Raw genomic sequence first — 25,336 nt, 5'->3', positions numbered from 1 at the left:
TTAATCGAAAATATCAACAAATCTAATAGCATGAATTTGTTGAATTTAAAATCCCTCACCCTAACCCTCTCCCAGAGGGCGAGGGAATGGAATTTCGTCACGTTATGTCTTAACTTAATGACATTGGTTTAGGAGGGGGTTGTTTTAAGTCTAATAAATTCACCCCCCTCTCTAACTCCCCCCAAGCTTGGGGGGAGAATTTGAAAGCAGATTTTGTTAATGTTACTCGAGCTTCTTTTGCAAACGCAGCAGCACGGAAATATAGCGCTGCGGTTGAAACCGGAAGGCCATGCAGGATGGATTGCTCGTCAACGGCGTTCGCGGTTCAACCATGATATCCGGCAATAAGGGAATGGTCATATAGCTCCCTTCGTTGGGCTGATGAGTCCAGCGTCCGATTACGGCGAGGCTGAAGCGCTCGCTCAAGCGTTTGTACTCCGCCTCCAAGTCGGAATAGGTATTATGCAGTACGACGATGTCTCCCTCTTGGGGTTTGACGATGTAGCTTTCCGCTATCGGATTGTAGAAATAATATTCCATCTCCCGCCCCGACCAAAAGCGCATTTTTACGTTATAGACGCCGTTGCGATAGATTTCGTCCGACAAGACGCGGCTTCCCTTCCCTACCGTTTGCAAGGCGCGCGCCGATTGCGCTAGATCGCCAAACGTCGCTCGCTGTAGATAAAGAACGCCCGCCGTCATCAACGCCAGATTGAGCAGCGCCAATCCGCCCAGAACCATCCGCATCTTATCCGAACGGATCGCTTGCCCCAACCGCGTCCATCCTCGCGCCGAGGCCAGGCACCATAAGGGAACCAGCGGCAAGAGATAGCGGTATTGAAAGGAGAGAAAGCCGCTTTGGGCGATTAAAAAGGCGAAGGCGGCGAAGGCGGCGAATTGGATGAAGCGCTTCTCCTTCTCTCCGCCGCGCCATAATGTCCATATTCCCGCAACGCCGAGTATAAATAGGGAATACGTTACAGCCCACGGCCAATAGAGAACGAACGCCTCGAACCAGGAATAATACAACAGCAGCGAAATCCATAAACTATACGAAGCCCGTTCGGCATATTGCCCAAAATGGCCGAATCCCCGGATTCCAATCCACCACGCCATTACTACCCACGGAATCAGCGCCGCCGCCCAGCCTGCAAGATTGCGCCAGGCTGCGCCGCCCAATCCTTTGCGAACAATTAGATAAAAAACGAAAGGAAGGAAGAAAAATCCTTGATAGCGCACAAGGCTCGCCAGCCCCGTCCAGGCCAGCAGGTGTTTGGGACAAGGTTTTTCATTAGTCAGCAAAATCGAGCAGCCAACCAGAAACATCAAACAGAAGAGCGAGTCGGTCATCATACGCAGCGACCAGCGGTCGAATATCGGCGACAGCGCCAAAAACATGACCGCCCAAAACGCCTCGCGTTCGTTTTCTAAAATTCGCCGCGCCAATTTATACATAACCATCAAGGAAGCGATGGAAGCGAGAATGGAAACCAGCTTGCCCGCTATCAACAAATCGCCAACGGCTAGATTCGCTAACCACGCCGCCGCCGAATACCCCGGCGGAAAAAAAACTACGGGACTGTCCCATAACTGCAATTGAATCACGCCGTCGGTATATTCCCCTTGATTCAATCCAATAAGCGCAAGTTTTATCAATAATGAAATAATAAAAATCGCCCACGTTCCCGGCGAAAAACCCAGAATTTCACGATGACTGGAGGCGAGCGTCTCGCTATCGGCGAAGGAATCGATTCTTGACATAACTTTGATCGACCGTTACATTTATATAGTAGCCGCGTTGCTTAGGCAACGCGTTTGTTTTTTCTCAAACGTAAAATCAATTTCGCGCGGCGCCATTGGCGGCCTGGGGGGCATCCCGATTCCCGTCTCAGCAGCCCGGTTCCCGTTTTCCCTTTAACGCCGCGCGGGAACGATAATTCGATCCAATCGGCGGACAATGATTATGAATCTTGAATCCCTCTTTTCCAATGTTTCCACTCTGCTTCATTTCGCCGTGGTGCTGGGATTGGCGGTAATCTTCCACGAATGGGGCCATTTCATCGTCGCCAAACTTTCCGGCGCCAAGGTGGACCGTTTCAGCGTCGGCTTCGGCAAAATCCTCTACTCCCATACCTGGCATAATACAGAATATTGCCTCTGCGCTTTACCCCTGGGCGGCTACGTCAAAATCCGAGGCATGGATCCCGACGAAGAATTGACCGGCGCGGAATGGGAATTTCTGCAACTCGCCCCCTGGAAGCGCATCCTTATCGTATTCGCCGGTCCAGCGATGAACGTCGTGCTCTCTTTTCTCATTTACATTTTCGTCTTCGCCGCTTTTGGCGAAGCCTTTCATGCCACGACCACCATCGGACGCGTCCCCGCCGGTTCTTGGGGCTGGGAAATGGGTTTGCGCAACGGCGACCGCATCCTCACCGTCAATGGCGAGAAAGTATCATCCTGGGAAGATATTGCGGATTGGCAATCGAATATCGCCGACCGCGACGCCCTTACGCTGACCATCGATCGCAACGGCCAGGTTTTATCCAAACAAAAAGAAATCCCCGCCTGGATCAAAGAACCCGCCGATAAGAACAAGAACGCCGCCACGCCGCCTCCAACGAACGGTCAGGGCGTTTTCATTACCCAGGTTATTCCCGGCGGCGCCGCCGAACGGGCGGGCTTACAAGCAGGGGAGATCATCCTCAGCGTTGACGGCAAAACTTTCCAAACCCGCAACGAATGGTCGGATTACATCACCAGCCTCGTGGAGAAGAACGTCGATGGCGCCTACCAAGCCATGCCCATCGCCGTCGCGATCCAGGACGAAAAACAAAACGCGCGAACGCTGCATATTACCCCCGATTTAATCGTCCCGGCGTCCGACGCCGAGGTACAACAGCCGCAAAGCCGATTGGGGTTTACGTTCGATGGAGAAATATCGCTAGCCGAATATCTTACGCCGACGATCGCCCCTCTGGGCGTCGCCCCGAAAATACCTCCCGTCATTGGCATCGTTCAGGTTGGCAGCCCCGCCGAACAGGCGAATATCGCCGTCGGCTCCACTATCGTCAAATTGAACGAAAAACCCATCGACGATTGGGTGGACGTGATACTTACATTGAATGATTCCATCGCCGTTCAAGAGAATGGTAAAGCGGAAGCGAAACCCGTCGAGATCATTTGGCTGACGCCTAACAACGAGATGAAACAGGCGGCGGTTACGCCCGAAGTCATCGAACAACCCATCCTCACTCAAACCAGCGTCAAGACGGGCAAAACTTATAAAATGGCGCAAATCGGCATCAGCAATAAACCCGACCGCAGGAAATTGGGCGTTATCGGCTCCATCTCCTACGGCTGGTCGAAGTTGCTAACCGATTTGACTTTTATGGTCGATTTTCTGCATAAATTGTTTACCGGCGAAGTATCGCCCAAACTTCTCGGCGGCCCTGTGGCTATCTTCCAGCTTTCCGGCGAGTACGGACGCTGGGGCTTGGAACGCTTCCTTGGATTTATCGCGCTTCTCTCGGCCAATTTGGCGTTGATAAACTTGTTCCCCTTGCCTCCCTTCGACGGCGGCCATATCGTCTTCTATACCATTGAGATTCTGCGCCGCAAGCCATTGACCATGCGGCAAATGGAGATGTTCGGCAAAGTGGGCGCCGTTCTTGTTATTCCCTTGATACTCTTTTTAGTCATTAACGATCTGATTCGAACGAAATTCTTTTCCTGGCTGTCAGGACTCATCTTTGGATAACTATGAGACAATCGACTGGTTTTTTTCCTACGCTGCGCGAAATACCGAAAGAAGCGGAAGCCAAGAGCCATATTCTCATGCTGCGGGCGGGCTTAATTCGCCAACTAGCCGCCGGGCTGTATACTTATCTCCCCCTCGGCTGGCGCGCCCTCAGAAAGATCGAACAAATCGTCCGCGAAGAGATGGACGCCGCCGGAGCTTTGGAAGTGTTGATGCCCACGCTTCAGCCCGACGTCCTCTGGCAAACGTCGGGGCGCTGGGACGCGATGGGGCCGGAGTTGATGCGCCTCAAAGATCGCGCCGACCGCCAATTCGTCTTGGGGCCGACGCATGAGGAAGTTATCACCAACCTCGTTGCGGGCGAATTGCGCTCCTACCGCGATCTGCCCAAAAATCTTTATCAGATTCAAACCAAATTCCGCGATGAGGTGCGTCCCCGCTTCGGCGTTGTCCGCGCCCGCGAATTCATCATGAAGGACGCCTATTCCTTCGATGTGGACGAGGAAGGCGCGCGGCGCTCCTATCAGTTAATGTTCGACGCCTATACTCGCATCTTCACCCGTTGCGGATTGACCATCATGCCTGTGGAAGCCGATACCGGCGTCATGGGCGGCAACCGCTCCCACGAATTTATGGTTCCCGCCGCCATCGGCGAGGCCGAGATCGTATCCTGCGGCCAATGCGGCTACCGCGCCAATCGCGAACTGACCGAATCCGCCCTGCCGGAAGCGGTGGAGATTAAGACAGATGTTCCGCCGATGGAAGAAGTGCATACGCCCAATATGAAAACCGTAGAGGAAGTGGCGGCCTTTCTCCAAACCGAACCCGCGCAGATGATTAAAACCATGATTTACGTCTGCGAAGGCAAGCCCTTCGTCGTGCTCCTGCGCGGCGATCATTCCGTCAACGAAGCCAAACTTACTCACGCTCTCGGCGGTCCCATCGAGATGGCCTCGCCGGAAGTCATCTTCGAAGTTACCAAGGCGCCCGTAGGCTTCGCTGGTCCCGCCGGACTCGACGGGGTGGAAATTCTGGCGGATCGATTCGTCAAAACGATTCCTGTTGCCGCTAGCGGCGCAAACAAAAAAGACGCGCACGTCCGCAATCTCGTTTTGGATCGCGATTACCAAGTTTCGCGCTGGGGCGATTTTCGCAGCGTCGACGAGACCGACGCCTGTCCCCAATGCGGCGCCTGCGCATTCACAATGACCAATGGCATCGAAGTCGGCCAGGTCTTCATTTTGGGAACCAAATACAGCGAATCGCTCCAAGCGCACTTTACCGATGAAAGCGGTCAGCGAAAGCCTATGATTATGGGTTGTTACGGCATCGGCGTCAGCCGCACGCTCGCCGCCGCCATCGAAGAAAACGCCGACGACAAGGGCATTATTTGGCCCGTCTCCATCGCGCCTTATCATGTCCATCTTCTCAATCTTTCTCCACAAAACGAACAGACAAGCGCCGCTGCGGAGGAACTCTATCGCGCATTGCAATCGAAGGGCTTCGACGTCCTGCTCGACGACCGGGACGAACGCCCTGGGATCAAATTCAAGGACGCCGACCTGCTGGGGCTTCCCTATCGCATCGTCGTTGGCGAAAAATCGCTCAAGGAAGGCATGGTTGAATTTCTTTTGCGGCGGACGCTGGTTGCGCAAAAGACGCCGCCGGAAACATGCGCCGAGTTGATCCAACAGCATTACGAGGAAGATATCGCCCGGTTGAACGCCGTTTAATTTTTGGCTTATCCAATATACGAGTCCTTTTTCTACCGCAAGATTGGGAGATATAGAAAAGGTCGATAGAATTATGATAATATCCCCTCACCCTACCCCTCTCCCAGAGGGCGAGAAAATTTTCGAAATGAAGAATGGGCCGCGCCGTTTGACCCATCAATGATTTTTTTTATATTATCGATGGGTCAAAAAACGCGACCCATCCTACTTTTTCTGGCCGCTGTTTTTAGGATGATCGAAATCAATTCATTGGATGCGTGTTCGTTTCGCGAGCGCGATGAGATCGTTGCCGCCTTGGGTTCGTTTGACGGCCTCCATCTCGCCCACCAACGCATCATTCGCGCATGCAACGAACGCGCCCGCGAGCGCGGGGGAATGTCCGTTCTCTTCACGTTTCAAAATCATCCGCGCACGGCGTTGAATCCCGGCCAACCGGTACCGCTGCTAACGCCCTATGCGCTCAAACTCCAATGGATCCGCCGTATGAACGTCGGCGCCGCCGTTGGGATTCCCTTCGATCTCTCCTTCAGCCAAATTCCGGCGGAAGTTTTCATCGACGAAATTCTGCGGGGAAAACTCGCCGCCAAGGAGATCGTCGTCGGCTACAACTTTCGCTTCGGACACGATCGCGAAGGCGATGCCGAGCTCCTGTTAAGCCGCGTTCCCAGCCAGTTCGAACGAGTTACAGTCGTCCAACAGCAACAGGACCACGATCTCACCATCAGCAGCACCGTCATCCGCGACATCATCGCTCAAGGCGATTTGAAGAAAGCCTCCGATCTTCTCGGACGTCCTTATCAAGTGGCGGGAATCGTCATTCAGGGCGATGGGCGCGGCAAAAGCATCGGCCTGCCCACGGCCAACCTCGACGTTTCCGAACAAGTGATCCCGCCGGGCGGCGTCTACGGCGTCCGCGTCCGCCTCGACGCCCTGGAAGCGCCGCCGCTCTGGGGCGTCATGAACGTTGGCTTCGTTCCCACCTTCAAACTAAACGCCTCTCCCCGTTGCGAAGTCCATCTTCTCGATTACGATGACGATCTCTACGGACGCTATGTTATCGCCGATATTCTTCTCCACTTGCGCAACGAACGCAAATTCTCCGGCAAGGACGAACTTTTAGCTCAAATCCGCCAAGATATTCTACAATTTCAAAAATGGATTGCGGAACAAACGGACGTATCGCCGGTCGTTTGGAATGACGAGTGACGAATGATGAGTGATGAATGATGAATGATGATTTCGGGATAGTTGCGTAAGATGAGTTCAAAGCGAAGCGCAGTCCGATATCATCCAAAGATACATCGCAAAATGGATCGCGCCGTTCGATCCATTTTTTTTCTCATCATTCATCATTCATCATTTTATTTGCATGTGTTTGACGAATTCCTGAAACATGATCCGGGCAACATCTTCGCGCACGCCGAGAGATTGGGGATCTCCGTAGTTGAAGACGATGAATCCGCCCTCTTTGACGCTCCAATGGTGGACGAGCAGGCGCGCCTCTTCGCGCACCTCCGCTTCGATTCCGCGTGGAAGAGTGGTTTGGATATCGACGGTGGTCAAGAAGCAAACCTTGCCTTTGAATTTTTCGCCGAATTCCACAAGGCCGTAGGCGTTGGGCTGCTGCATGTTGAGGACATCCACTCCCAGTTCGATAAACCGCGGAACCAACGCATTGATCTTGCCGCAGCTGTGAAGGAAAACATGCCAGCCATTCGCATGGATGGCGTCGAAAAGCCTGCGATAGCGGGATGCGAAGAAGCGTTCGAAGACGTTGAGACCGGCGATCAATCCTTGCTGCGTTCCCCAATCGTCCGTTAAAAAAATTCCGTGAATCGCGTTGCCGAAGCGGCGGCGCAGCTCTTCAATCTGCGCCAGTTTGAATTCGAGAATCCAATCGAGGATGCATTCCGTGATTTCGGGATCGGCGTAAAAGCCTTCCATAGCGGCGGCGAAGCCGCGCAGCATGTGGAGCCGTTCCAGAAGCGTGAAATGGCAGGTAACGACGACATAGCGGCTGTTGGCTTGAGAAAGCAGCGGCTCGATGCGCTCGTAATAGAAGGGATTCCGGGGTTCGGGGGGATAATAACGATCGATATTTTGAGAATCGGCGAGGGGATGAACGACAACCTGCCCCATCGTTTTGATTTCCGTCCGTTCCCAGCCGCAGCCCCAATCGTCATAGGCGGCGTTGTCGAAGAACCAGCCCGCCTGGGCGCGGTCCATCTCCCAAATGTCCCAAACATCGTCGGGGGCGTCTGGATCCACGTGTTGAAAGAAGGGTAGACGGGGCGGACACTGAAATTCGATAGCCCGCCGCACGATATCTTGAGATTGCATAGGTATTCCTGAAACGCAATTTAGATCATAGGATGGGTCATGTCGTATGACCCATCAATTACTCCATTTCCTAATGATCGATGTGTCAAAAAACGCGACCCATCCTACATTTTTTTCATCATTCATCATTCATCACTCATCATTTTATAGCGGCAGCCGCACCGGCGCTCCGGTTTTATAGCATTCTTCGATGGCGAAGACGATTTCGTGCGTATGATAAGCGTCGGCGAGATTGCAGTGGGATTCCCGATCGTTCAGAATGCAATCAATGAAATGATCCATTTGCGCTTGGAAGGGATGATGGGTCACGGCGCCGCTGTCGGGGCAGATGGTGGGAATCTCAATCCAATCCGTCTGGCCGTAGAATTTATGCGACCAGATTTTATTGTCTTTGACGGAACCTTTATCGCCGAAGATTTCGATGGGAAAGCCGTAAGGGCGGATACAATCGAAATTGACGGAAACTTTGCCGATCGCGCCGTTCTCGAAACGGACGAGGGCGACTTCGAGGCCGTCGTATTCCATGGGGGGAACGCCCCGGCGCATTTTACCGGTGGCGGCGTCCAACTCGTCCGTCCGGCCTTTGCGATAGCCGCCGGACATGGCGAAAACTTCCACGGCGCGGGCGGCTTCATGAATTCCAGGAGCGGCGAACCAGCGCAGGGCGTCCACGGCGTGGCAGCCCGCGACGAGAAAGGCGCTGACGCCCAGGTCTTTGCGGCAGCCGTATTTCCAACTGCCCCAGACGGTGGAAAGGTAATGCTGGTAATCCGTTTCGGCGTAGTAGACGCGGCCGAAGGCGTCGTCGGCGATGAGGCGCTTGAGCGTCTCGAAGAGGGGATTCCAGCGCAGGACGAAACTGACGATGGTTTTGACGCCTGCTTTTTCCACTGCCTGGCGCATCTCGCGCAATTCTTCGAGGCTGTTGCCGGCGGGCTTCTCGATGACGATATGCTTTCCCGCTTCCGCCGCCGCCAGGACGTGTTCGCAGTGGAGATGATGGGGCGTGCAGACGGAAACGATATCGACGCCGGGATGCTTCAAGGCTTCTTCGTAGTCCGTGTAGATTCCAACGTCTTTCAAATTCGCATCCGCCGCCCGTTTATCGCAACTTTCGCGCGCGCGTCCGCAAAGGGCGCGAATAGCCGTATGGGGATTCTCTTGAAAGGCGGCGATGTGCTGAGTGGAGACTTCGCCGCAGCCGATGATGAGTACGCCTAACTTTCCGGAATTTTCCTTATTCTTGGTCATGATATTCGTTCGTTTTCTCCCATACGATTTAGTAACTCATGCTACGCAGCCAATGTTTTTTCGCTTTCGGCGTTGGAATTTCAACGCCAAGTAGAAGAACCGTGCAAAAGAGCAGGAAGGGCGTCATTTTTTTGCGTTATTGAATCACGAAACCATGAAAAGGCACAAATTCCACGAAATTTTAGAATCACGGAAATCAAGTTCTTTTGGATTCCACGGAAAAAACCTTTTCACGGCGCGATCCCTTTCGCCAACAGTATTGTTATTTTCTTTTTTTTCGTGTTTTTCTTTTTCATATCGTGTCTTCGTGATTCGAAACGGCGATTCTAATTGACTGCTTCAACTTAATAAGTGCGCGTAACATGAGTTAATCTTTAACATGGAGACGGCGGAAAAATCAATGGCATTATACAAATGATGAATGATGAATGATGAATGATGAATGATGAATGAAAAAACAGAAGGGGAAACGATCGATGCCGTTGCGCGACCGTTTCCCCCATTTCCGAATGAGAATTTATGCGATTAATACAGTTCCCAGGCGCGAATACCGGTGGCTACGCCGGTGACGGAACGGGAAGCGAAATCCTTGCCTACAGCTTCCGCTGATGGCGTGCCGAGGAAAAAGTCGTAGCTGGGGAAGGTGGTTACGATTTCGCCGTCGGCGTAAGCGACGTTCTCGTCATCCCACCAGCTGGAATCGGCCCATCCCCAATGGCCGACATTACCGGTTCCGCGCACGGGTTGATCGGTAACCAACAGATAGCGCCCGGAGGCAGCTGGAGCCTTAAGTATCAATTCGTTGCGGGCGTTGTCGGACAGGTTCGTGAATGTTTGTTCGGCGATGGGCGTCTGCGCTACGGTAGTTTCGTAATCAGTGTTCCACTTGTAGAGAAGCATACGGTAACCCGCGCCGGAGCCGTTCCAGGTGGGGCTGGCGAGGCCGACAGCCTGGAATTCGTAAGGCGCCAAGAAACTTTGAGCCAAAGTGGGATTGTCCGCATTGGAAAAAGCGTAGGGAGTCCAAGTTCCCGTCTGGTCGGTGGCATAATAACGTTCCCATTCGATGGCCGCTTCGCCATAGGGAACGCCGTTGAAATAGGCTTCGCCGCCGGTGTATTTGCTGCCGTCATAGCGCCAGCAGCCGATTTGGAAGGGGTCCGTGGCGTTGGGATTGGAATTCGTCGGCTCCGAGGCTTCCCAGAGATATTCGCCTGGAGGCAGTTCCGCAGGGGCGGCGCAGAGGAACCAATCGTTGTCGTTCAGGTTGACCAAAACGCTGACGGCGATGGGGGTTTGGGCGACAGTAGTATCGTAATTGACGTTCCACTTATACAAGCGGATCGTCATGCCTTTTTCGCCGCTGACGCTCCACGTCGGTCCGTTCACTAGCACGCCTTCAAAAGGCAGAGTCGCCGTGAAGCGTTGGGCGCATTTCTGGCCGCCATTGAGAGTGATGGGTGAAGTGCCGCCATCCGGCGTGAAAAAGTCTTCGACGATGGTCTGGCTTTGCGCGCCGAGGGCGAATACCAGGGTAAGACATAAAATTACGGTTCGAAACATACTCATTACCTCCCATGATCGATGTGTTTTTAATCTTCGCTAAGGAAGATTTAAAGCCGGAAAGGAAAAAGAATGGAATTACAAACCCGATATTCCACCAGGACAGTAAACGATATCCCCGGAACTCAGCAATCCGTTGCTGGAGTCATAAGGATGGGGATTATAAGCGGGAAGAATGTCTTCTACTTTATCTACGCCGGGGCTGGTGAGGATATAATCGCCGTCGATGCCGGTTTTCTTCATCATATTATTCCAGCCCGCCAGCCATGCTTCGGGGGTGCTGCCCGCGCCGGGACCCGTGTAAGGTTTTTTGCGGGCGGTGCGGTAGCGGGCGTGGGGATTGTTTTTCTTATCCGGCCCGGTCGGATCTTTTTGACCGTAAATCCTATAGCCGATATTGAACTCGTCCATGGGCAAAGTGCTCATATATGGAATGGGCGTGGTAAGGCATTCGGGTAAAAATCCCCAACTGTGGGCTTCGCGAGGACTAAGGAAGGTGATGATGCCCAAAGGGAAATCGCCGTGATCGGCGGAATAGGCGCCGAAGGCGGTTCCGATATTGCGCATTTCCGCCGCCGTGCGGGCGACTTTGGCGCGCAACTGCGCGTTCAGGAAGTTGGGGACGGCGATGGCGGCAAGCACGCCGATAATAGCGACGACGATAAGGAGTTCGATCAAAGTAAAAGCTTTTTTCGCGGACAGATTCATCGCAATACCTCGATAAATGAAAAATGAACTCGTACAAGCGAATTTTATAAAATTTTTTCCGTCTTGATAAGGCGATAAATAAAGAAATTTTAATTTTTTTTGTTTTTTTTGACGATTTCTGGTTTTTTGAGGCCAAATCAGGTCGATAAACAACTATAAAGATCGTTAATTATTCATCTAAGGTCAACTCCATGCAATTATGCGCACGGCGAAAGCGCGCAATTTCTGCTCGTTTCGATTCTTTTAAGAGTACTAGGCGAACAATCGTTTGCCCAACGAATTCCTTTTTCGTTTTTTCGATATTTTAATAGCGATCGAACGTTTTATAGGCTATCCTAAAGAATAAACGAAGGTCATAAGGGGGATTGGTTATATGAGGAAGGGTTTTACTTTAATCGAACTGCTGATCGTCGTCGCTATCATTGGTATTCTCGCCGCCATCGCCGTTCCCAATTTCATCAACGCCCAAATCCGGGCGAAACTGGCGCGGGTGGAGTCCGACTTGAAATCCCTGTCCACCGCCCTCGCTCTTTACCGTCTCGACCAAAACCATCCGCCGTTTGACGGCAATCCCGGCGAGGCGCATTGGGGATGGGCGAAAGCGTATTCCCAATTGACGACGCCGACGGCGTATATGAGTTCGATCCTGGGGGACGTATTCCAGGCGGAGGACGTACCGGAATTGACCGCCTCATTGGGCTTCCGGCTAGGCGGAGAGAACGGCCCCCTTACGTTCGACTACGGCACGGCAAAATTTCACGGCTATACCGGCGATCCCAATCACGATTGGTACAAGGCGTGGCGAAACTCCACATGGAAGATCGGCAGTTGCGGACCGGACAAGAAATACCTTAACGTCAGTTATTGGGTTCCAGCGGCGGGCTGGCTGTCGGGTCATTACTTCGACGCCTCCAACGGCTTGACCTCCGCTGGAGATATCTATCGCGGCGAAGAATTTTTCGACAAGAACAGCAAGCAGAGAGGGTGGTGAGATTACCTTGCGCAATTCCTTATCCTCTTAGGAAGGATCGCATTTTTTGACTCATAAATCCAGACGGAAAATTCTATCAGCATTTATAGATATAATGCAATAATGATGGGTCCAACGACGCGACCCATCCTACAAATATGCTTTGAAAACGTTGAGGTTTTTATTATGACGATAAGTAATAATCATACTCCTAAAATCAACCTGGCTTTTCGCCTATTAATGCTGTCGTTTTCCCTCTGGACGGCCCCTTCCCTTCCCGCCTTCGCCGCACAGGAAACGAGCGCTCCCGCCGCCGTTCCACAGGCGGCTACGGCTACGGCTTCCGACGAAGATAAATTGACGGAAGAAAAAATAGCCTCCAAGCGGGCGGAACTGGCTCCGCTGATCGAGAATGCGCGAAAAGCGCTCGAACCCGCCAAGGCGCCGGTGGCGGACGTTACGCCGGAAGCGGTTCCGCCGGAAATCGTCGAACAGCAAAAGCAGCTATTGCAGCTGTTGGAACGCATCGATTCTCTCCTCGGCCAACAGAACAGCGCTATCAAACAGGCAGCGGCGCTGGCCTCTAACCAAACCCAGTTGGACGAGAAAATGGCGCAGTTGAAGGCGAAAGGGCCGGTAGAGAAGCCGCCATATTCCTATTTATTGTTTGACAATCTGCGCGATGAACTGCAAGTGGAAGTGGATAAAGCCACCGACGTCCAAGCCGCCATCAAATTAAACCAAGACAATAAGGATCAGGCGAAAAAGCAATACGACGATAAAGAGAAGGCTCGAATTCTCGCCAAGGAGGCGTTGGACAAAGCCAGCGATCCAGTGCAGACGGCTATCTTGACCGCCAAACTGCGGACGGCGCTTTTCGATAGCCGCGCCGCTCAGGAAATGATCGTCCTGCGCGATTTGGAAGGACAGAATCAAGCGGCGTCGAAGGCGATTTACGAAAAAAATTTGGAATTTCTGCGCGAGCGGGTGAAGTGGATTGGCGGCAAGGCCCTTTTTCTACCCAAAGATTTAAAGGATCAGAAGGATCGTCTTGCGGAAGAACGGGCGAATTTAGAAAAATTACAAAAAGATGCCGATACGAAACGAGAAACGGCGGAGAAACTGCTTCAAGGAGCGCAGGAACGTTTCGCCAAAGCGCCCGAATCCATCGCTCTGAGAGAGGAAATCAACGCCCGGCAATACGAGCGCGATCTTTATCAAGATCGAGTGGATCTCTGCGCGCGGCGCCTAGGGTGGTTAAAGGATCGAGAAGAAATCTGGCAGCGCCGTTTCGACGTCGTCAACCGCAACGCTGCGATCCAGCAGTTGGAGAAATGGCGCAGTGAAAGCCAAAACAGCCTTGATAGTCTGCAATCGGCGGAACGGCGGCGCAGTTCCGAAATGTCCAACGTGCGAAAAGATCAAGTAACGTTGAACGAAAAGATCGAACGTTTCAAGGACGACGCCGACGTAACCAAATTTTTGAAAAAGCAACAAGACCTTTATCAACAAAAAATTAATGATATCAACGATAACCTGTCCCGCATCGAAGGCACTCGACGCCTCTATAACAAACTGCTGAGCGAAATCGAGCAGGAAACGAAGACGTGGTCATTCAAGGAAGTTTGGCAATACGTATGGCTCAAGATCAACGCCGTTCTGGATTACGGGAAGACGTTCGGGGAAGGAGAGGAAGGCAAGAACGCCTTCACGGTGCGCAAAGGCGTCATCGCGCTTATTTATCTAATTGCGGGCGTTACGCTGGCTCGTTATTTAAGCCGAGTGCTGATGGGGATTTTATTGAAGCGGTTGGGCGTGCATGAAGGCGCTTCCAACGCCTTGCAATCGTTGAGCTATTATTTCTTCCTTATCATAGTCTTTTTGCTCACTCTAAACGCCATCAACATCCCCATGGCGGCTTTCACCTTTTTGGGCGGCGCCTTGGCCATCGGCGTCGGCTTCGGATCGCAGAATATTTTGAACAATTTCATCAGCGGCCTCATCCTGCTCATCGAGCGCCCCATCCGGGCGGGAGATATTATCGAGTACGAAGGCTCTTGCGGCTCCGTCGTCAGCATCGGCGCCCGCTGCACCCGGATCATGATGTTCGACAACATCGACCTCTTAATTCCCAACAGCAAACTGTTGGAAAATAAAGTCGTCAATTTGACTTTGAGCGATAAAATCGTCCGCACGGGAGTGAAGGTGGGCGCCGCCTATGGTTCGGACGTACGAGATGTTTTGCGGTTGATGAAAAAAGCAGTGGACGAGCATGGACTGATCCTGCGCAAGCCGGAGCCATTCGTTACTTTTTCGGATTTCGGAGACAACGCTCTCCTCTTCGAAGTACGGTTCTGGGTGGAAATGAACGTCAAGACCAACCGCCTGATCGTGGAGAGCGACGTTCGGCACCGCATTTATAATTTATTCAACGATGCGGGAATCGCGATCGCTTTCCCGCAACGGGATATTCATCTCGATACGGTTCGCCCCTTGGAGGTGCGATGGTTTTCCGAATCCGCCAAAACTCCTGCGGAATAAACCGGTTATACGAAATGCCCTTGGATTTGAAGCCTGGTCAAGGGAAAGGAGCCTCCTGGCGAACTATTGCAGCAATACGGCTCGGCAGGAGCCTCGCCCTCCACTCAATGATGTTGGCTATTCCTCAAACCTAATGGCAAACGGAATTATTTTATCGCGAGGGCGCAGGCGTTCCATTTTTCGCTCTATGATTCCATAATCATGTTTTTGGAAAATACGATCGTAAAGAATCATCGTTGGGCAATATGCAACCTTTTCATCCATCCCTAAAATATAGCGAAATTTCATCGCATTGGCTTTACCGTCTTTCAACGGCGCTAGGATGTGTTTTAGCCGCCGCCGCTCTGATCCTCAACTATGGATTCGTCATTCCCGAAAATGCGGAATATGCGTTGGGATGGATTGAATTGGGATTGGCGATCCTGTTCGCCGCATTGTCCGCTATAGATCTTCTACATCTTGGGAGTTGGCGGAAATGGAACGGTTCCGCGATCATTGAATTGGTTCTGCTTTCCGCGCTGGCGTTGGAACTGCTATTCTCTTGGGCGGTGTTATTCGAGTGGTCATGGCGGAACATGCCATCGATTCCGACGATAAACCAGCGTATTTTCTCGCTGGAGATTTATCTCGCGTTTTTTGCGGCGAGACGAGCGGCGCGGTCGGTGAGGCGGCTGCATATTTTTTTCTTTTCTCCCGCCGTGACTATGGCTTTATCTTTCATGCTGCTGATATTCACCGGAGCCTGCGTTCTGCTTTTGCCGAGAGCCTCGCATGGAACGTTAACGCCGAATGTCTCTCCCATTGACGCGCTTTTCACATCCACATCCGCGGTCTGCGTAACGGGTTTGATCGTAAAAGACACTCCGGTCGATTATTCCCGCTTCGGCCAGATCGTCATCGCCGCGCTGATTCAACTGGGCGGCCTAGGCATCATGACCTTCGCCGCCATCTTCGCGTTCGCCTTCGGACAGGGCGGCATCCGACACCGGGCGGTGATGCAGGATATTTTAAGCACGGACGGACTTTTCCGGGTCAAGTCGCTGCTGTGGACCATTCTATTTGCGACGTTGACTTGCGAAGGAATCGGCGCGTTTTTTCTTTTCTTAGCATTTCTCAGCCATTCTATTTCAGCGCCTGAGGCGCTTTTTTCCGCCGTTTTTCATTCCATTTCCGCTTTCTGCAATGCGGGTTTTTCTACCTTTTCCAATAACTTGGAGACCTACGCCGCTTCGCCTGTCATTAATCTAACAATTATCTTTTTGATCGTCGCCGGCGGAATCGGATTTAGCGTCATTCAGGAGATGGTTGTATGGGGGAAGAAGTTTTTCGTCCGGCGTTCGTTTTCTCGGCTGAGTTTACACTCCCGGCTGACGTTGATAGTGACAGGGATTCTTTTGACGGCGGGATTCATCGCCGTGTTGTTGGGCGGCGATTGGCGCGAAGCGGGGTGGACGAAGACGATTCTGGCGAGTCTATTTCAATCCGTTACCACGCGAACCGCCGGATTCAATACTATTCCCATGAACCAACTCGCGCATTGGTGTCTGGTATTCTTTATGATGCTGATGTTCGTGGGCGGCGCGCCGGGAGGAACGGCGGGGGGAATTAAAGTTACGACGCTTGGACTGCTATTCCATACTACTCGCGCCTTGATGAAGGGACGCCAGCGCGTAGAGATCATGCGCCGCACCATATCGTTACAAACGGTGCGCTCCGCTTTCGTCATTAGCGGAATGGCCGCGGCGTACGTTTCCTTCGCCGTCATGGCATTGACTTGGACCGATCCGGATTTACCTTTTTTCGATATCGTTTTTGAGGTTTTTTCCGCTTTCGGAACCGTAGGCCTCTCGCTGGGGATTACGGCGAAACTTTCCACTTTGGGTAAAATCGTTATAATTATTACAATGTATTTGGGGCGCGTCGGACCGTTGACCGTCTTTTTGGCGGTATCGTTCAAGCAGGATGACGCGCAATATGAGTATCCGATGGAATCCATCGTCGTGGGATAATCGTTCCTGCCATCAAACGCCAATCTATCGATTGTATTGGAGATCATGAAGAAAAAAATAGCAGTGATCGGTTTGGGCACTCTGGGGCGGAATCTATCCATGTTTCTCGCCGAGCGCGGCGCGGAAGTGCTTTCCATCGATTCCGATATCGATCGGGTGGAAGAGATTAAAAATCACGTCGCCGTCGCCGTATGTCTCAACGCCACTAACGAGAAGGCGTTAGCCGCTCAGGGATTGGAAGACATGGACGCCGCCATCGTTTGCATCGGCGAGGATTTCGAATCGAACCTGTTGGCGACGGTGCTGTTGAAGAAAATGGGCGTCAAACACGTCATTACTCGCGCCGCCCGGCCCATCGAACGGCAGATTCTTTTAGAAATCGGCGCCGACGAACTCGTTTATCCCGAACAGGACTTAGCGCGCCAACTCGCCGTCCGGTTGACCGCCAAGTCGCTCATCGATCTGATTCCACTAAGCGCCACGCTCGAAGCCGCCCGCATCAAGGCGCCTCAATCGATCTGCAGCAAGAAACTCGCCGATTTGAACTTGCGGTCGAAATACGGGATCAACGTCATCGCCATATACGACTCAGGAGAAGGCGGGAAAACCGACAATCCCTTTCCCACTCCCGAAACGATCATTCAAGAAGGCCAAACTCTCCTGGTTATCGGCCACAAAGACAGCATCGACCGTCTCGCCGATCTCGATTAATACAAAAAGCAATGATGAATCATGAGTGATGAATGATGAAAAAAATTAATCCGCCGTGGATTAGGATTCACCATTCATCATTCATTAGGATTGCCCTAAGACCGTGCGGAAATGCTTCATAGTGCGGCGTTCTTTGTGCGTAATGAACGTGGTGGCTTTTCCGGAAGCGCCAGCGCGGGCCGTGCGTCCAATGCGGTGCAGATGATCTTCCGGAGCCATTGGAAGATCGTAATTGACGACGTGGGCGATGCCTTCGATATCAAGGCCGCGGGAAGCGACGTCCGTAGCGACGAGGATTTTATAAATTCCTTTGCGGAAGGATTCCACCGCTTTGAGACGGTCGCTTTGGCTGATGTCGCCGTGAATGCGGGTGGCGTGGTATCCCGCCGACCGCAATTGCTGGGCGAGCCGTTCGGTGGAGCGTTTGGTTTTAGCGAAAACGAGGATGGGGCCTTCTTCCTGGTCCAGAAGATCGAAGAGAAGGCGCAATTTTTCTTCCGGGGAGACGTAGAGCACCTTTTGGGAAACCGTATTCAAAGGCGTTAAATCGCCGCCGCCCGCCTCGACGAGAACGGGATTTCTTAGTGTGACGCCGGTCAGTTTGTTCAATTCCGATGGGATAGTAGCCGAGAACAGCAGCGTCTGGGGATGATCGTGGAAGCATCCCAAAACGGCGGCGATTTGGGGCAGGAATCCCATATCCAACATGCGGTCCGCTTCGTCGAGGACGATGATTTCGGCGGCGTCGAAGCGCAGCCGCCCGCGCTCGCGCATATCGAGCAGCCGTCCCGGCGTGGCGATGAGAATGTCCACCCCTTCGCGCAATTCGATAGTTTGATCGATGATGCTGTCGCCTCCATAAACAACGACGGCGCGGAGATGGGAGCCTTCGATAAGGCTGTCGAAAACCTCTTTGATTTGAATCGCCAACTCTCGCGTCGGCGCCAGCACCAATCCTCTCAGGCGGCGGACCGATTGCGATAGGAATCGCTCCACCATCGGAATGGCGAAAGCGAGGGTTTTGCCGGTGCCGGTGCGCGCCTGGCCGATTAGATCGCAGCCTTCCATTGCCGGGGGAATCGCCAACGCTTGAATAGGCATGGCGTTTTCGAAGCCCAAATGTTCTAGTCGCTGCAAAATAGCGGGCGACAAGCCCAAGGAGGCGAAGGGAACGCGAAGATCATCCACTTCGTCGTCTTCCTCGGAGATGGCGGGGCCCGCTTCCTGGGGAAGCGGCGCTTCCTCCACGGTTTTGCCCCGCTTCTTGCGGCTTGGTTTCTCGTCGTCTTGGCCTTCTTCTTGTTCCGCCAAGAGGAGTTCGACCGCCGCCTCGTCCGCTTCCGCCGCTTTCACGAGGCGGTCGGAGGCTTCGCATTCGTTGAGAATCTGGATGGCCTTATGGACTTCGCTGTGTTTATTCAACAAAACATGCGCTTCCTGGGAAGGTTCCGCTCCGTTCTCCACGGCGCAAAGCGTAACGAATTTCCATTGAATTCGATTGGCGCTGAGAAATTTCTCGAGAACGAATTGATTGAAAATGGAAGGCAAGTTGCGGATGGTAATTGCGGGAAACATCAAAAACCTTTCGAAACGGTAATCATGACATACCCCTATGAATGCTAGATTCCCGAGACACCTTTTCTGAAACAATACGATGCCAACGAGGCGGTTCTTTAAATTGTACAGAAATAAAAGTAAAAATCCAGGTTTAAGGGCGGGATGAATTCCGCCGTATTTTATGGAGCAGGCTTTCACCAGCGCGTTTTGCCAGTTCAAGGGGAAAAGCTGCGTTGGAGGAGAAGGCGCGCGCCATACTCTTTCCCGCCTCGCGCCACTGTCGGCGTTGGGAATGCCAAAGAATCGCCATTAAAGACTCTTTGGAGTGCAGGCGTTTGAGATAGATTTTCAATTCGCGGGGAACATCGGCACGCCGCAGATACTCTTCGCACAAGAAGATATTTTCTTCCGCTTTTCTTAAGACGAATGGATTGTCCGGCTTGTTGATAGTAAGCGAACCGGCGTGCTGGCGATAATGGTAGAAGAAGCGATCGGAGGAAAGATAGCGGATATTCGCTAAGGAGACGCGGAGAAGGAAATCCCGATCCGCCGCGATGGCATAGCGAATATCGTATAGTCCCAAGCGATCGTAAACAGATTTTCGGAAAAAGCGGGCATTGATATTCATGGCGCCGAACAGCAGGTTCCAAAACGAGAGTTCACGGTAGCGTTCTTCCCGGAACGCCATGATGGACCGGCGTTCGGGATCGCCGTCGTCGAAAATAGCGGCGGCGCCGTAGAGCGCTTCGGCGGCGGGATTATTTACGAACGATTCGGCGACGAAGGCGAAGATATTTTTCTCGTAAACGTCGTCGCTGTTCAGATGGCCGACGATTTCGCCTTGAGCGGCGCGTACGCCTTTGTTTAGAGCGTCGTAGAGATTCTTGTCGGGTTCGCTAATAACGCGGAGATGGGGATATTTCTTAAGAATATCCAATGTCCCGTCGGTGGATCCGCCGTCAACGATAATATGTTCGACGCGGGGGTAATCCTGTTCGACGGCGCTTTGAATCGCTTCCTCGATGAAGCGGGCGCGATTCAGGCAGGGGGTGACGATGGAAAGAAGCGGTTGATTCATAAATTGTTATCCGAGAAGCCTTTTTCATTCATCATTCATCATTCATCATTCATCATTCATCATTCATCATTTTACTTAATCCACGGAGCCTTGCGCAGCGCATCTGTTTTCTTTTCCAACTGGAAAAGGCGGCGGGCATTGCCGTTCATGATTGGTTCCACCAACGCCAGCGCTCGATCCAACGTCAGCCAGCCCTCGTCCACCATGCGCGACAGGGCGTTGCGGATGCCCAGGCGGGCTAGGAAGGCGTGGCCAACGACGGGTTCGACGGGAATATAGTCGCCGCCGAAAGTAAGCAGTTTATTGGAAGGCGCCGCGCCGAGATAATGCTGAAGAAAATCGGCGCTGGCGCTGGGATTGATGATCCAGGCCCAACACATGTCAATGTAAGCGTTGGAATACTGTTTGGCCGCCGCGATTAATTCTTCATAATAGGGATAACAGATGTGCATGAAGACGAATTTGGCGTCCGGCGCTTTAAGGCACAAGCCGGTGATGGCGCCGGGATTGCCCTGAAGACGGGAGAGGGGCATGCGGTTGCATCCCGCGTAATAGCCGGTATGGAGTTTCACTGGAAGATTCCATTCCACGGCCTTGCGGACGCAATACCAGAAAAGATGATCTTCCAGGCGTTTTTTTTCTTCGTCGCTTAAGGGAGTGTTGTCGAGGCGTTTTTTAAAAACGGCTTCGGCGCGTTCGGCGGGGACGTCTTCATAATCCAGATTGCGGCTGTAGGCCGCCTGGGATTTGATGGCGACGGCGTAAGGGCCGTAATGCTCGAACCACCAATCGATGACGGAATACCAATCGGAGAGGTCTTTGACTTCAATGCCCGCCTTGGGGGCGTAAGCGTTGATGTTGGGTCCCATATGCATTCCAAGGAAGCTTATGTCCTGCATGAGCAAAAGCGGCTGCTGGCTTTCGCTGAAAGGAGAGGAAAGGCAATTGACCTGGCAGGATTCGATATTGGCGATTTTTCCCAATACCTCTTTATAAAATCCAGGCCGGATGAGTTTAAGATATTCTTCCTGGATGCGCGGGATATTTCGGCGGGAGAGTTCGCCGACGCCATAGAGTTCGCGCATGGCGATTTCGACCGCCTGGCCGTAGCCGCTGTCGCGCACGGCGGGCCAGTAGGGTTCGATCAGGTCCCATTTGCGGATAGGATCGACTTCGGAAGCGAGGAAGGCGTCCCGATCTTTGGAAGACATGCCGGATACGATCAAATCCGAGTCGATGTAATGGCTCAAGAGAAAAGACCAATCGTTGGCTTTGATGCGCGGATGGTTGACTTGCAGGCGTTCCTCTTCTTCGATGAGATGCTCGTGGGTGTCGATGAAGGGGGTTTCGCCAATCCGTTTTTCGAGGATTTCGCAGATGTTGTTTGGATGACTCTGCGCAGCGGCGGGCGCCGTCCAGGAACCAACGACGCCGCCTAATGCGGCGGCGGCTCCCGTTTTTCGTATGGCTTCGCGGCGGGATAGCTTTTTAGGATCCTTGCTCATGTTCTTCTTCTCCAATTTCTCTAAGAATTGTATCGAATATGTTTTGTAACTCAATAGGATGCCAGAAGCGATTCATTGCGTTATAATATTTTTCTTTTTCAACGCCGGGACAGTAGTATTCAATGACATTTGATTTTGAACGTTGCAATGTTGAATAAGCCCCCTAACCCTCTCCCGGATGGCGAGGGGACAATTACAAATGTCATAGAGTAGCAGTAATTTGAAGAAAATGTTTGGCTCATGCAATTATAGAGAAGACGATCGAATGTTTTGGCGCGCATTCGCAAAATGGAATTTCAAAATCCATAGGCTGCTAGTTTTGGGAAATGAATATGAATGCTAAACCTCGCATCGTCATAATCGGCGGCGGATTCGGCGGCCTCTACGCCGCCAAGGCGTTGAAAAGAGCGAAAGCGGATGTGGCATTGATTGACAAACGCAATTTTCATCTTTTCCAACCGCTTCTCTATCAAGTGGCGACAGGCGGCTTATCGCCGGGAGATATCGCCTCTCCCCTGCGAGCCGTTTTAAAACGCCATAAGAACATTAAAACATTGATGGGCGAAGTGATCGATATCGATCCTATCAATCGGCGAGTGATTCTTCAGGATGAAGAAATAGAATACGATTTCCTCATCGTAGCCGCGGGAGTCAAACATTCTTATTTCGGCCACGACCAATGGGAAGCATCGGCGCCCGGCCTTAAAACCATCGAGGACGCGACGGAAATAAGGCGGCGCATCTTTCTGGCTTTCGAAGCGGCGGAACGAGAGACCGATCCCGAAAAGCGGCGTGCGTGGTTGAATACCGTCATCGTCGGCGGCGGCCCTACGGGAGTGGAATTGGCGGGCGCATTAGGCGAATTGGCCCGCTTTACCCTGAAAAACGATTTTCGCTCCATCGATCCAACCCAAGCTCGCATTCTTTTAGTGGAGGGGGGGGCGCGAGTACTGCCCTCCTATCCCGAATCCCTATCCGCCCAGGCGAAATGCGATCTTGAACGTCATGGAGTAACCGTGCGCGTAAATACCATCGTCACCGACATCGATCCGCAAGCCGTGATCCTGCGCACCGGCGAAACCAGCGAATGCATTCCCGCCCGGACAACGCTGTGGGCGGCGGGTGTGCAGGCTTCTCCCCTTGCCAAAATCCTTGCCGACAAGGCGGGAGCGCAACTAGACCGCATTGGACGAGTCATCGTTGAGCCGGATTTGAGCCTCAAGGGACATCCAGAAATTCTGATCATTGGCGATCTGGCTCATTTCGAACAAGACGGACAAGCTTTGCCGGGAGTGGCGCCCGTGGCGATGCAGCAGGGACGCTACGCCGCCAAAGCGGTTCGAAAAAAAATCCAGGGCGAAACGATGGCGCCCTTCCGCTATTTCGATAAGGGGAGTTTGGCTGTCATCGGCCGTTCGTCGGCCGTCGCCAACATCAAAGGTCTGCGCGTTTCCGGCTTTATGGCGTGGCTGTTATGGCTATTCGTTCATATCATGTATTTGGTGGAATACGACAACCGCCTCATTGTATTCTTTCAATGGGCGTACAATTATTTCACGCGTAATCGCGGGGCGCGCCTCATCACCCATCAGGAATCCCTCGTTCTAAAAGAGAGCGGCGAATCCAAGCGAAATCCTCCCCCTGCCTAAATTCTCCGACAGCAATAGCATTGGAGTATCGTTCGTTTCGCCCTCGTTTTATAATCCTCTTCATGCCGAATATACACTACATTTTAACAAAACAAGGATGATTATTCGATGAGGGAATTGCGCAAGCATCATTGCGTCTTCTTATTCGCCAATCTGTTGTCGATACTGATTGTCTATCCCTATCTATACAAACAGCAAATTTTATTGAATACGATCTTCACAGCGATTCTTTTTACTAGTCTCTATGCTATAGCGATTAACAAAATCCAGTTTCTTATTGGACTGCTCTTCGGTCTGCCCTGGCTCGCCGCCACGATTATGCAAATCTTCATCGCTGAATATTTTCATCAAGAAATCAGTCTCGGCCTTCGTATTTTTTCCAATGTCATATCCATCGTATTTATGGCTTATATCTCTATATCCTTATTGCTTTATATCGTCCGCGCTCCCGTCGTCGACAAAGACGTCATATTCGCCGCCATCAGTTTATTCATCCTCATCGGCATCGCCTGGGGCGCGCTATACGCCATTGTGGAATTGCTATATCCAGGATCGTATCATCTCGCATCGCCTATGCCGTTGATGGATGGCCGCTTCGAATGGTATCACTTCCTCTATTTCAGTTTCGTCACCATCGCCACGCTGGGTTACGGCGATATCACTCCGCTCACGCCCCAAGCCCAATCCTTGGTCATTCTGGAGGCCATGACGGGTTTATTTTACATCGCGCTGTTGGTCTCACGCCTTGTGGGAGTCTATGCGCCGCAACCATCCCCAAATAACGCGAATAATTCCAATGATAGCAATCCCGGCATCTGAGCTGCGCGATAATCTTTATCGCAGGATCGGCGTTGGCTTCGGCATTTTTATAAAGGAATTTGAAACAGGCACGAGACAAACGCTTTTTTTTATGGTATGAATCATTCATCGAAAACGAGGTTATATTACGATGAAATATCTTGTCCGCCGGTTTCGAATGCTTCTTCCCGTCATCCTATCGCTGGCGCCGGGATGGGATGGATGGACGCAAAACCCATTTCCTAAATTGAAAACCATTCCCCATATTCAGGCGGTCCCTCTGCCTTACGACCAAATCTCTTTCCAACGGGAAGGCGTTGAAATTGCTCGCTATCATTTCGGCCCCAACCTGCGACGGACGTTTCTCTATCCCCTTATCGGACCGTCAGGCCGTTCGTTAACCCGCATGGGACATCCGCGCGATCCCCAAAGCCACAGCCATCATAATTCCGTTTGGATTTCCCACAACAACGTTAATGGAGTGGATTTTTGGAGCGATCAAGGCCAAGGGCGAGTCGTTCATCGGGAAATCCTGCAAATCGAGGACGGCGAAAACGAAGCCTTTCTATTAACTAAAAACGATTGGATCGGCGGCGCAGAAAAAGTCCTGTTGGAAGAGACGCGCCGCATCGCCGTCGAAGAGATGGACAACCGCGAATGGCTATTGATTCTCGATTTCTCTTTCTCGGCGAAAAACGAAAAAGTTACGCTGGGCGAAACGCCTTTTGGCATGATTGGCGTCCGCGTAGCCAAAACCATCGGCGTCAACGATGGCGGCGGAACCATCCGCAATTCCGAAGGACAAACGGACGAACAAGAAATCTTCCGCAAGCCCGCCAAATGGGTGGATTACAGCGGCGCCATCAGCCATACCGCCATCGAAGGCATAACCTTATTCGATCATCCCTCCAATCAAACATATCCTTCGAAATTTCACGTCCGCAACGACGGGTGGATGGGAATTTGCCTTAATCTCGACGGCGCGATCGAACTCAAGCCGGGCGAGCCATTGCGCTTGCGCTACGGCCTTTATATTCACAGCGATTTAAAGCCAAAGGACGCCATTGAAGAACAATGGAAGCGATTTGCCGACAAACCACTGGATATAATGGATAAAACATCGCCCAAATAATAGCCATGAATAGAAGATAAAATTTCAAGAA

At 52.2% G+C, this 25,336-nt stretch carries 18 protein-coding genes; 10 read left to right on the top strand and 8 right to left on the bottom strand.

Annotated features, from left to right (window positions below):
- Positions 1–222: 222 nt before the first annotated feature.
- Positions 223–1,761, bottom strand: a complete 1,539-nt coding sequence (locus tag AB1656_10950) for a glycosyltransferase family 39 protein (protein ID MEW6235895.1) — start codon at positions 1,759–1,761, stop codon at positions 223–225.
- A gap of 202 nt (positions 1,762–1,963) precedes the next feature.
- Here AB1656_10950 and rseP point away from each other — a divergent pair, with 202 nt between their 5' ends.
- The 3 genes from rseP (at position 1,964) to ribF (ending at position 6,699) form a co-directional block, all read left to right on the top strand.
- A complete protein-coding gene (gene rseP / locus AB1656_10945) occupies positions 1,964–3,760 on the top strand; it encodes an RIP metalloprotease RseP (GenBank protein MEW6235894.1) in 1,797 nt (598 codons plus the stop codon).
- 2 nt (positions 3,761–3,762) lie between these two features.
- Positions 3,763–5,493: a proline--tRNA ligase gene (locus tag AB1656_10940; protein ID MEW6235893.1), complete on the top strand. Its 1,731-nt coding sequence runs from the start codon at positions 3,763–3,765 to the stop codon at positions 5,491–5,493.
- 231 nt (positions 5,494–5,724) lie between these two features.
- The gene (gene ribF, locus AB1656_10935; protein ID MEW6235892.1) at positions 5,725–6,699 is read left to right on the top strand and encodes a riboflavin biosynthesis protein RibF; all 975 of its coding nucleotides are present in this window, start codon (positions 5,725–5,727) and stop codon (positions 6,697–6,699) included.
- 150 nt (positions 6,700–6,849) lie between these two features.
- Here ribF and AB1656_10930 read toward each other — a convergent pair whose 3' ends face one another.
- The 4 genes from AB1656_10930 to AB1656_10915 form a co-directional block, all read right to left on the bottom strand.
- Positions 6,850–7,833: a uroporphyrinogen decarboxylase family protein gene (locus AB1656_10930; GenBank protein ID MEW6235891.1), complete on the bottom strand. Its 984-nt coding sequence runs from the start codon at positions 7,831–7,833 to the stop codon at positions 6,850–6,852.
- Between the two features lie 144 nt (positions 7,834–7,977).
- Positions 7,978–9,084, bottom strand: a complete 1,107-nt coding sequence (locus AB1656_10925; GenBank protein ID MEW6235890.1) for a Gfo/Idh/MocA family oxidoreductase — start codon at positions 9,082–9,084, stop codon at positions 7,978–7,980.
- A 525-nt stretch (positions 9,085–9,609) separates the two neighbouring features.
- Complete coding sequence (locus AB1656_10920) at positions 9,610–10,647, bottom strand: hypothetical protein (GenBank protein MEW6235889.1); 1,038 nt, start codon at positions 10,645–10,647, stop codon at positions 9,610–9,612.
- Positions 10,648–10,725: 78 nt separating this feature from the next.
- The gene (locus AB1656_10915; GenBank protein ID MEW6235888.1) at positions 10,726–11,355 is read right to left on the bottom strand and encodes a type II secretion system protein; all 630 of its coding nucleotides are present in this window, start codon (positions 11,353–11,355) and stop codon (positions 10,726–10,728) included.
- 373 nt (positions 11,356–11,728) lie between these two features.
- On the opposite strand from AB1656_10915, the gene AB1656_10910 reads away from it, so the two are divergent.
- The 4 genes from AB1656_10910 (at position 11,729) to AB1656_10895 (ending at position 17,586) form a co-directional block, all read left to right on the top strand.
- Positions 11,729–12,346, top strand: a complete 618-nt coding sequence (locus AB1656_10910; GenBank protein MEW6235887.1) for a prepilin-type N-terminal cleavage/methylation domain-containing protein — start codon at positions 11,729–11,731, stop codon at positions 12,344–12,346.
- Between the two features lie 165 nt (positions 12,347–12,511).
- Positions 12,512–14,866 carry a mechanosensitive ion channel domain-containing protein gene (locus tag AB1656_10905; GenBank protein MEW6235886.1) on the top strand — a complete coding sequence of 785 codons (2,355 nt, stop codon included), beginning with the start codon at positions 12,512–12,514 and terminating at the stop codon, positions 14,864–14,866.
- A gap of 245 nt (positions 14,867–15,111) precedes the next feature.
- Positions 15,112–16,875: a potassium transporter TrkG gene (locus tag AB1656_10900; protein ID MEW6235885.1), complete on the top strand. Its 1,764-nt coding sequence runs from the start codon at positions 15,112–15,114 to the stop codon at positions 16,873–16,875.
- A 45-nt stretch (positions 16,876–16,920) separates the two neighbouring features.
- Positions 16,921–17,586, top strand: coding sequence for a TrkA family potassium uptake protein (locus AB1656_10895; GenBank protein ID MEW6235884.1), 666 nt, complete (start codon positions 16,921–16,923; stop codon positions 17,584–17,586).
- 84 nt (positions 17,587–17,670) lie between these two features.
- Here the strand turns inward: AB1656_10895 and AB1656_10890 are convergent, their stop codons facing one another.
- The 3 genes from AB1656_10890 to AB1656_10880 form a co-directional block, all read right to left on the bottom strand.
- The gene (locus AB1656_10890) at positions 17,671–19,161 is read right to left on the bottom strand and encodes a DEAD/DEAH box helicase (GenBank protein MEW6235883.1); all 1,491 of its coding nucleotides are present in this window, start codon (positions 19,159–19,161) and stop codon (positions 17,671–17,673) included.
- A 133-nt stretch (positions 19,162–19,294) separates the two neighbouring features.
- Positions 19,295–20,221 (bottom strand): glycosyltransferase family 2 protein, encoded by a 927-nt coding sequence (locus AB1656_10885; protein MEW6235882.1) that lies wholly within the window; start codon positions 20,219–20,221, stop codon positions 19,295–19,297.
- A gap of 71 nt (positions 20,222–20,292) precedes the next feature.
- Positions 20,293–21,726 carry an amidohydrolase family protein gene (locus AB1656_10880; protein MEW6235881.1) on the bottom strand — a complete coding sequence of 478 codons (1,434 nt, stop codon included), beginning with the start codon at positions 21,724–21,726 and terminating at the stop codon, positions 20,293–20,295.
- A 332-nt stretch (positions 21,727–22,058) separates the two neighbouring features.
- Between AB1656_10880 and AB1656_10875 the strand changes: the two genes are divergently transcribed.
- The 3 genes from AB1656_10875 (at position 22,059) to AB1656_10865 (ending at position 25,305) form a co-directional block, all read left to right on the top strand.
- Entirely contained in the window at positions 22,059–23,375 is a 1,317-nt protein-coding gene (locus AB1656_10875; protein MEW6235880.1) for an NAD(P)/FAD-dependent oxidoreductase, read from the top strand.
- A gap of 108 nt (positions 23,376–23,483) precedes the next feature.
- On the top strand, positions 23,484–24,194 hold the full coding sequence (locus AB1656_10870) for an ion channel (GenBank protein ID MEW6235879.1): 711 nt from the start codon (positions 23,484–23,486) through the stop codon (positions 24,192–24,194).
- A 130-nt stretch (positions 24,195–24,324) separates the two neighbouring features.
- Positions 24,325–25,305 carry a PmoA family protein gene (locus AB1656_10865; GenBank protein MEW6235878.1) on the top strand — a complete coding sequence of 327 codons (981 nt, stop codon included), beginning with the start codon at positions 24,325–24,327 and terminating at the stop codon, positions 25,303–25,305.
- The last annotated feature ends 31 nt before the right edge of the window (positions 25,306–25,336 follow it).

It is taken from the genome of Candidatus Omnitrophota bacterium, assembly GCA_040755155.1.
In the GTDB taxonomy this organism is placed as follows: Bacteria; Hinthialibacterota; Hinthialibacteria; order Hinthialibacterales; family Hinthialibacteraceae; genus JBFMBP01.
Note: the sequence above shows the minus strand (reverse complement) of the source record. Positions and strands in the feature narration are given on the sequence as shown.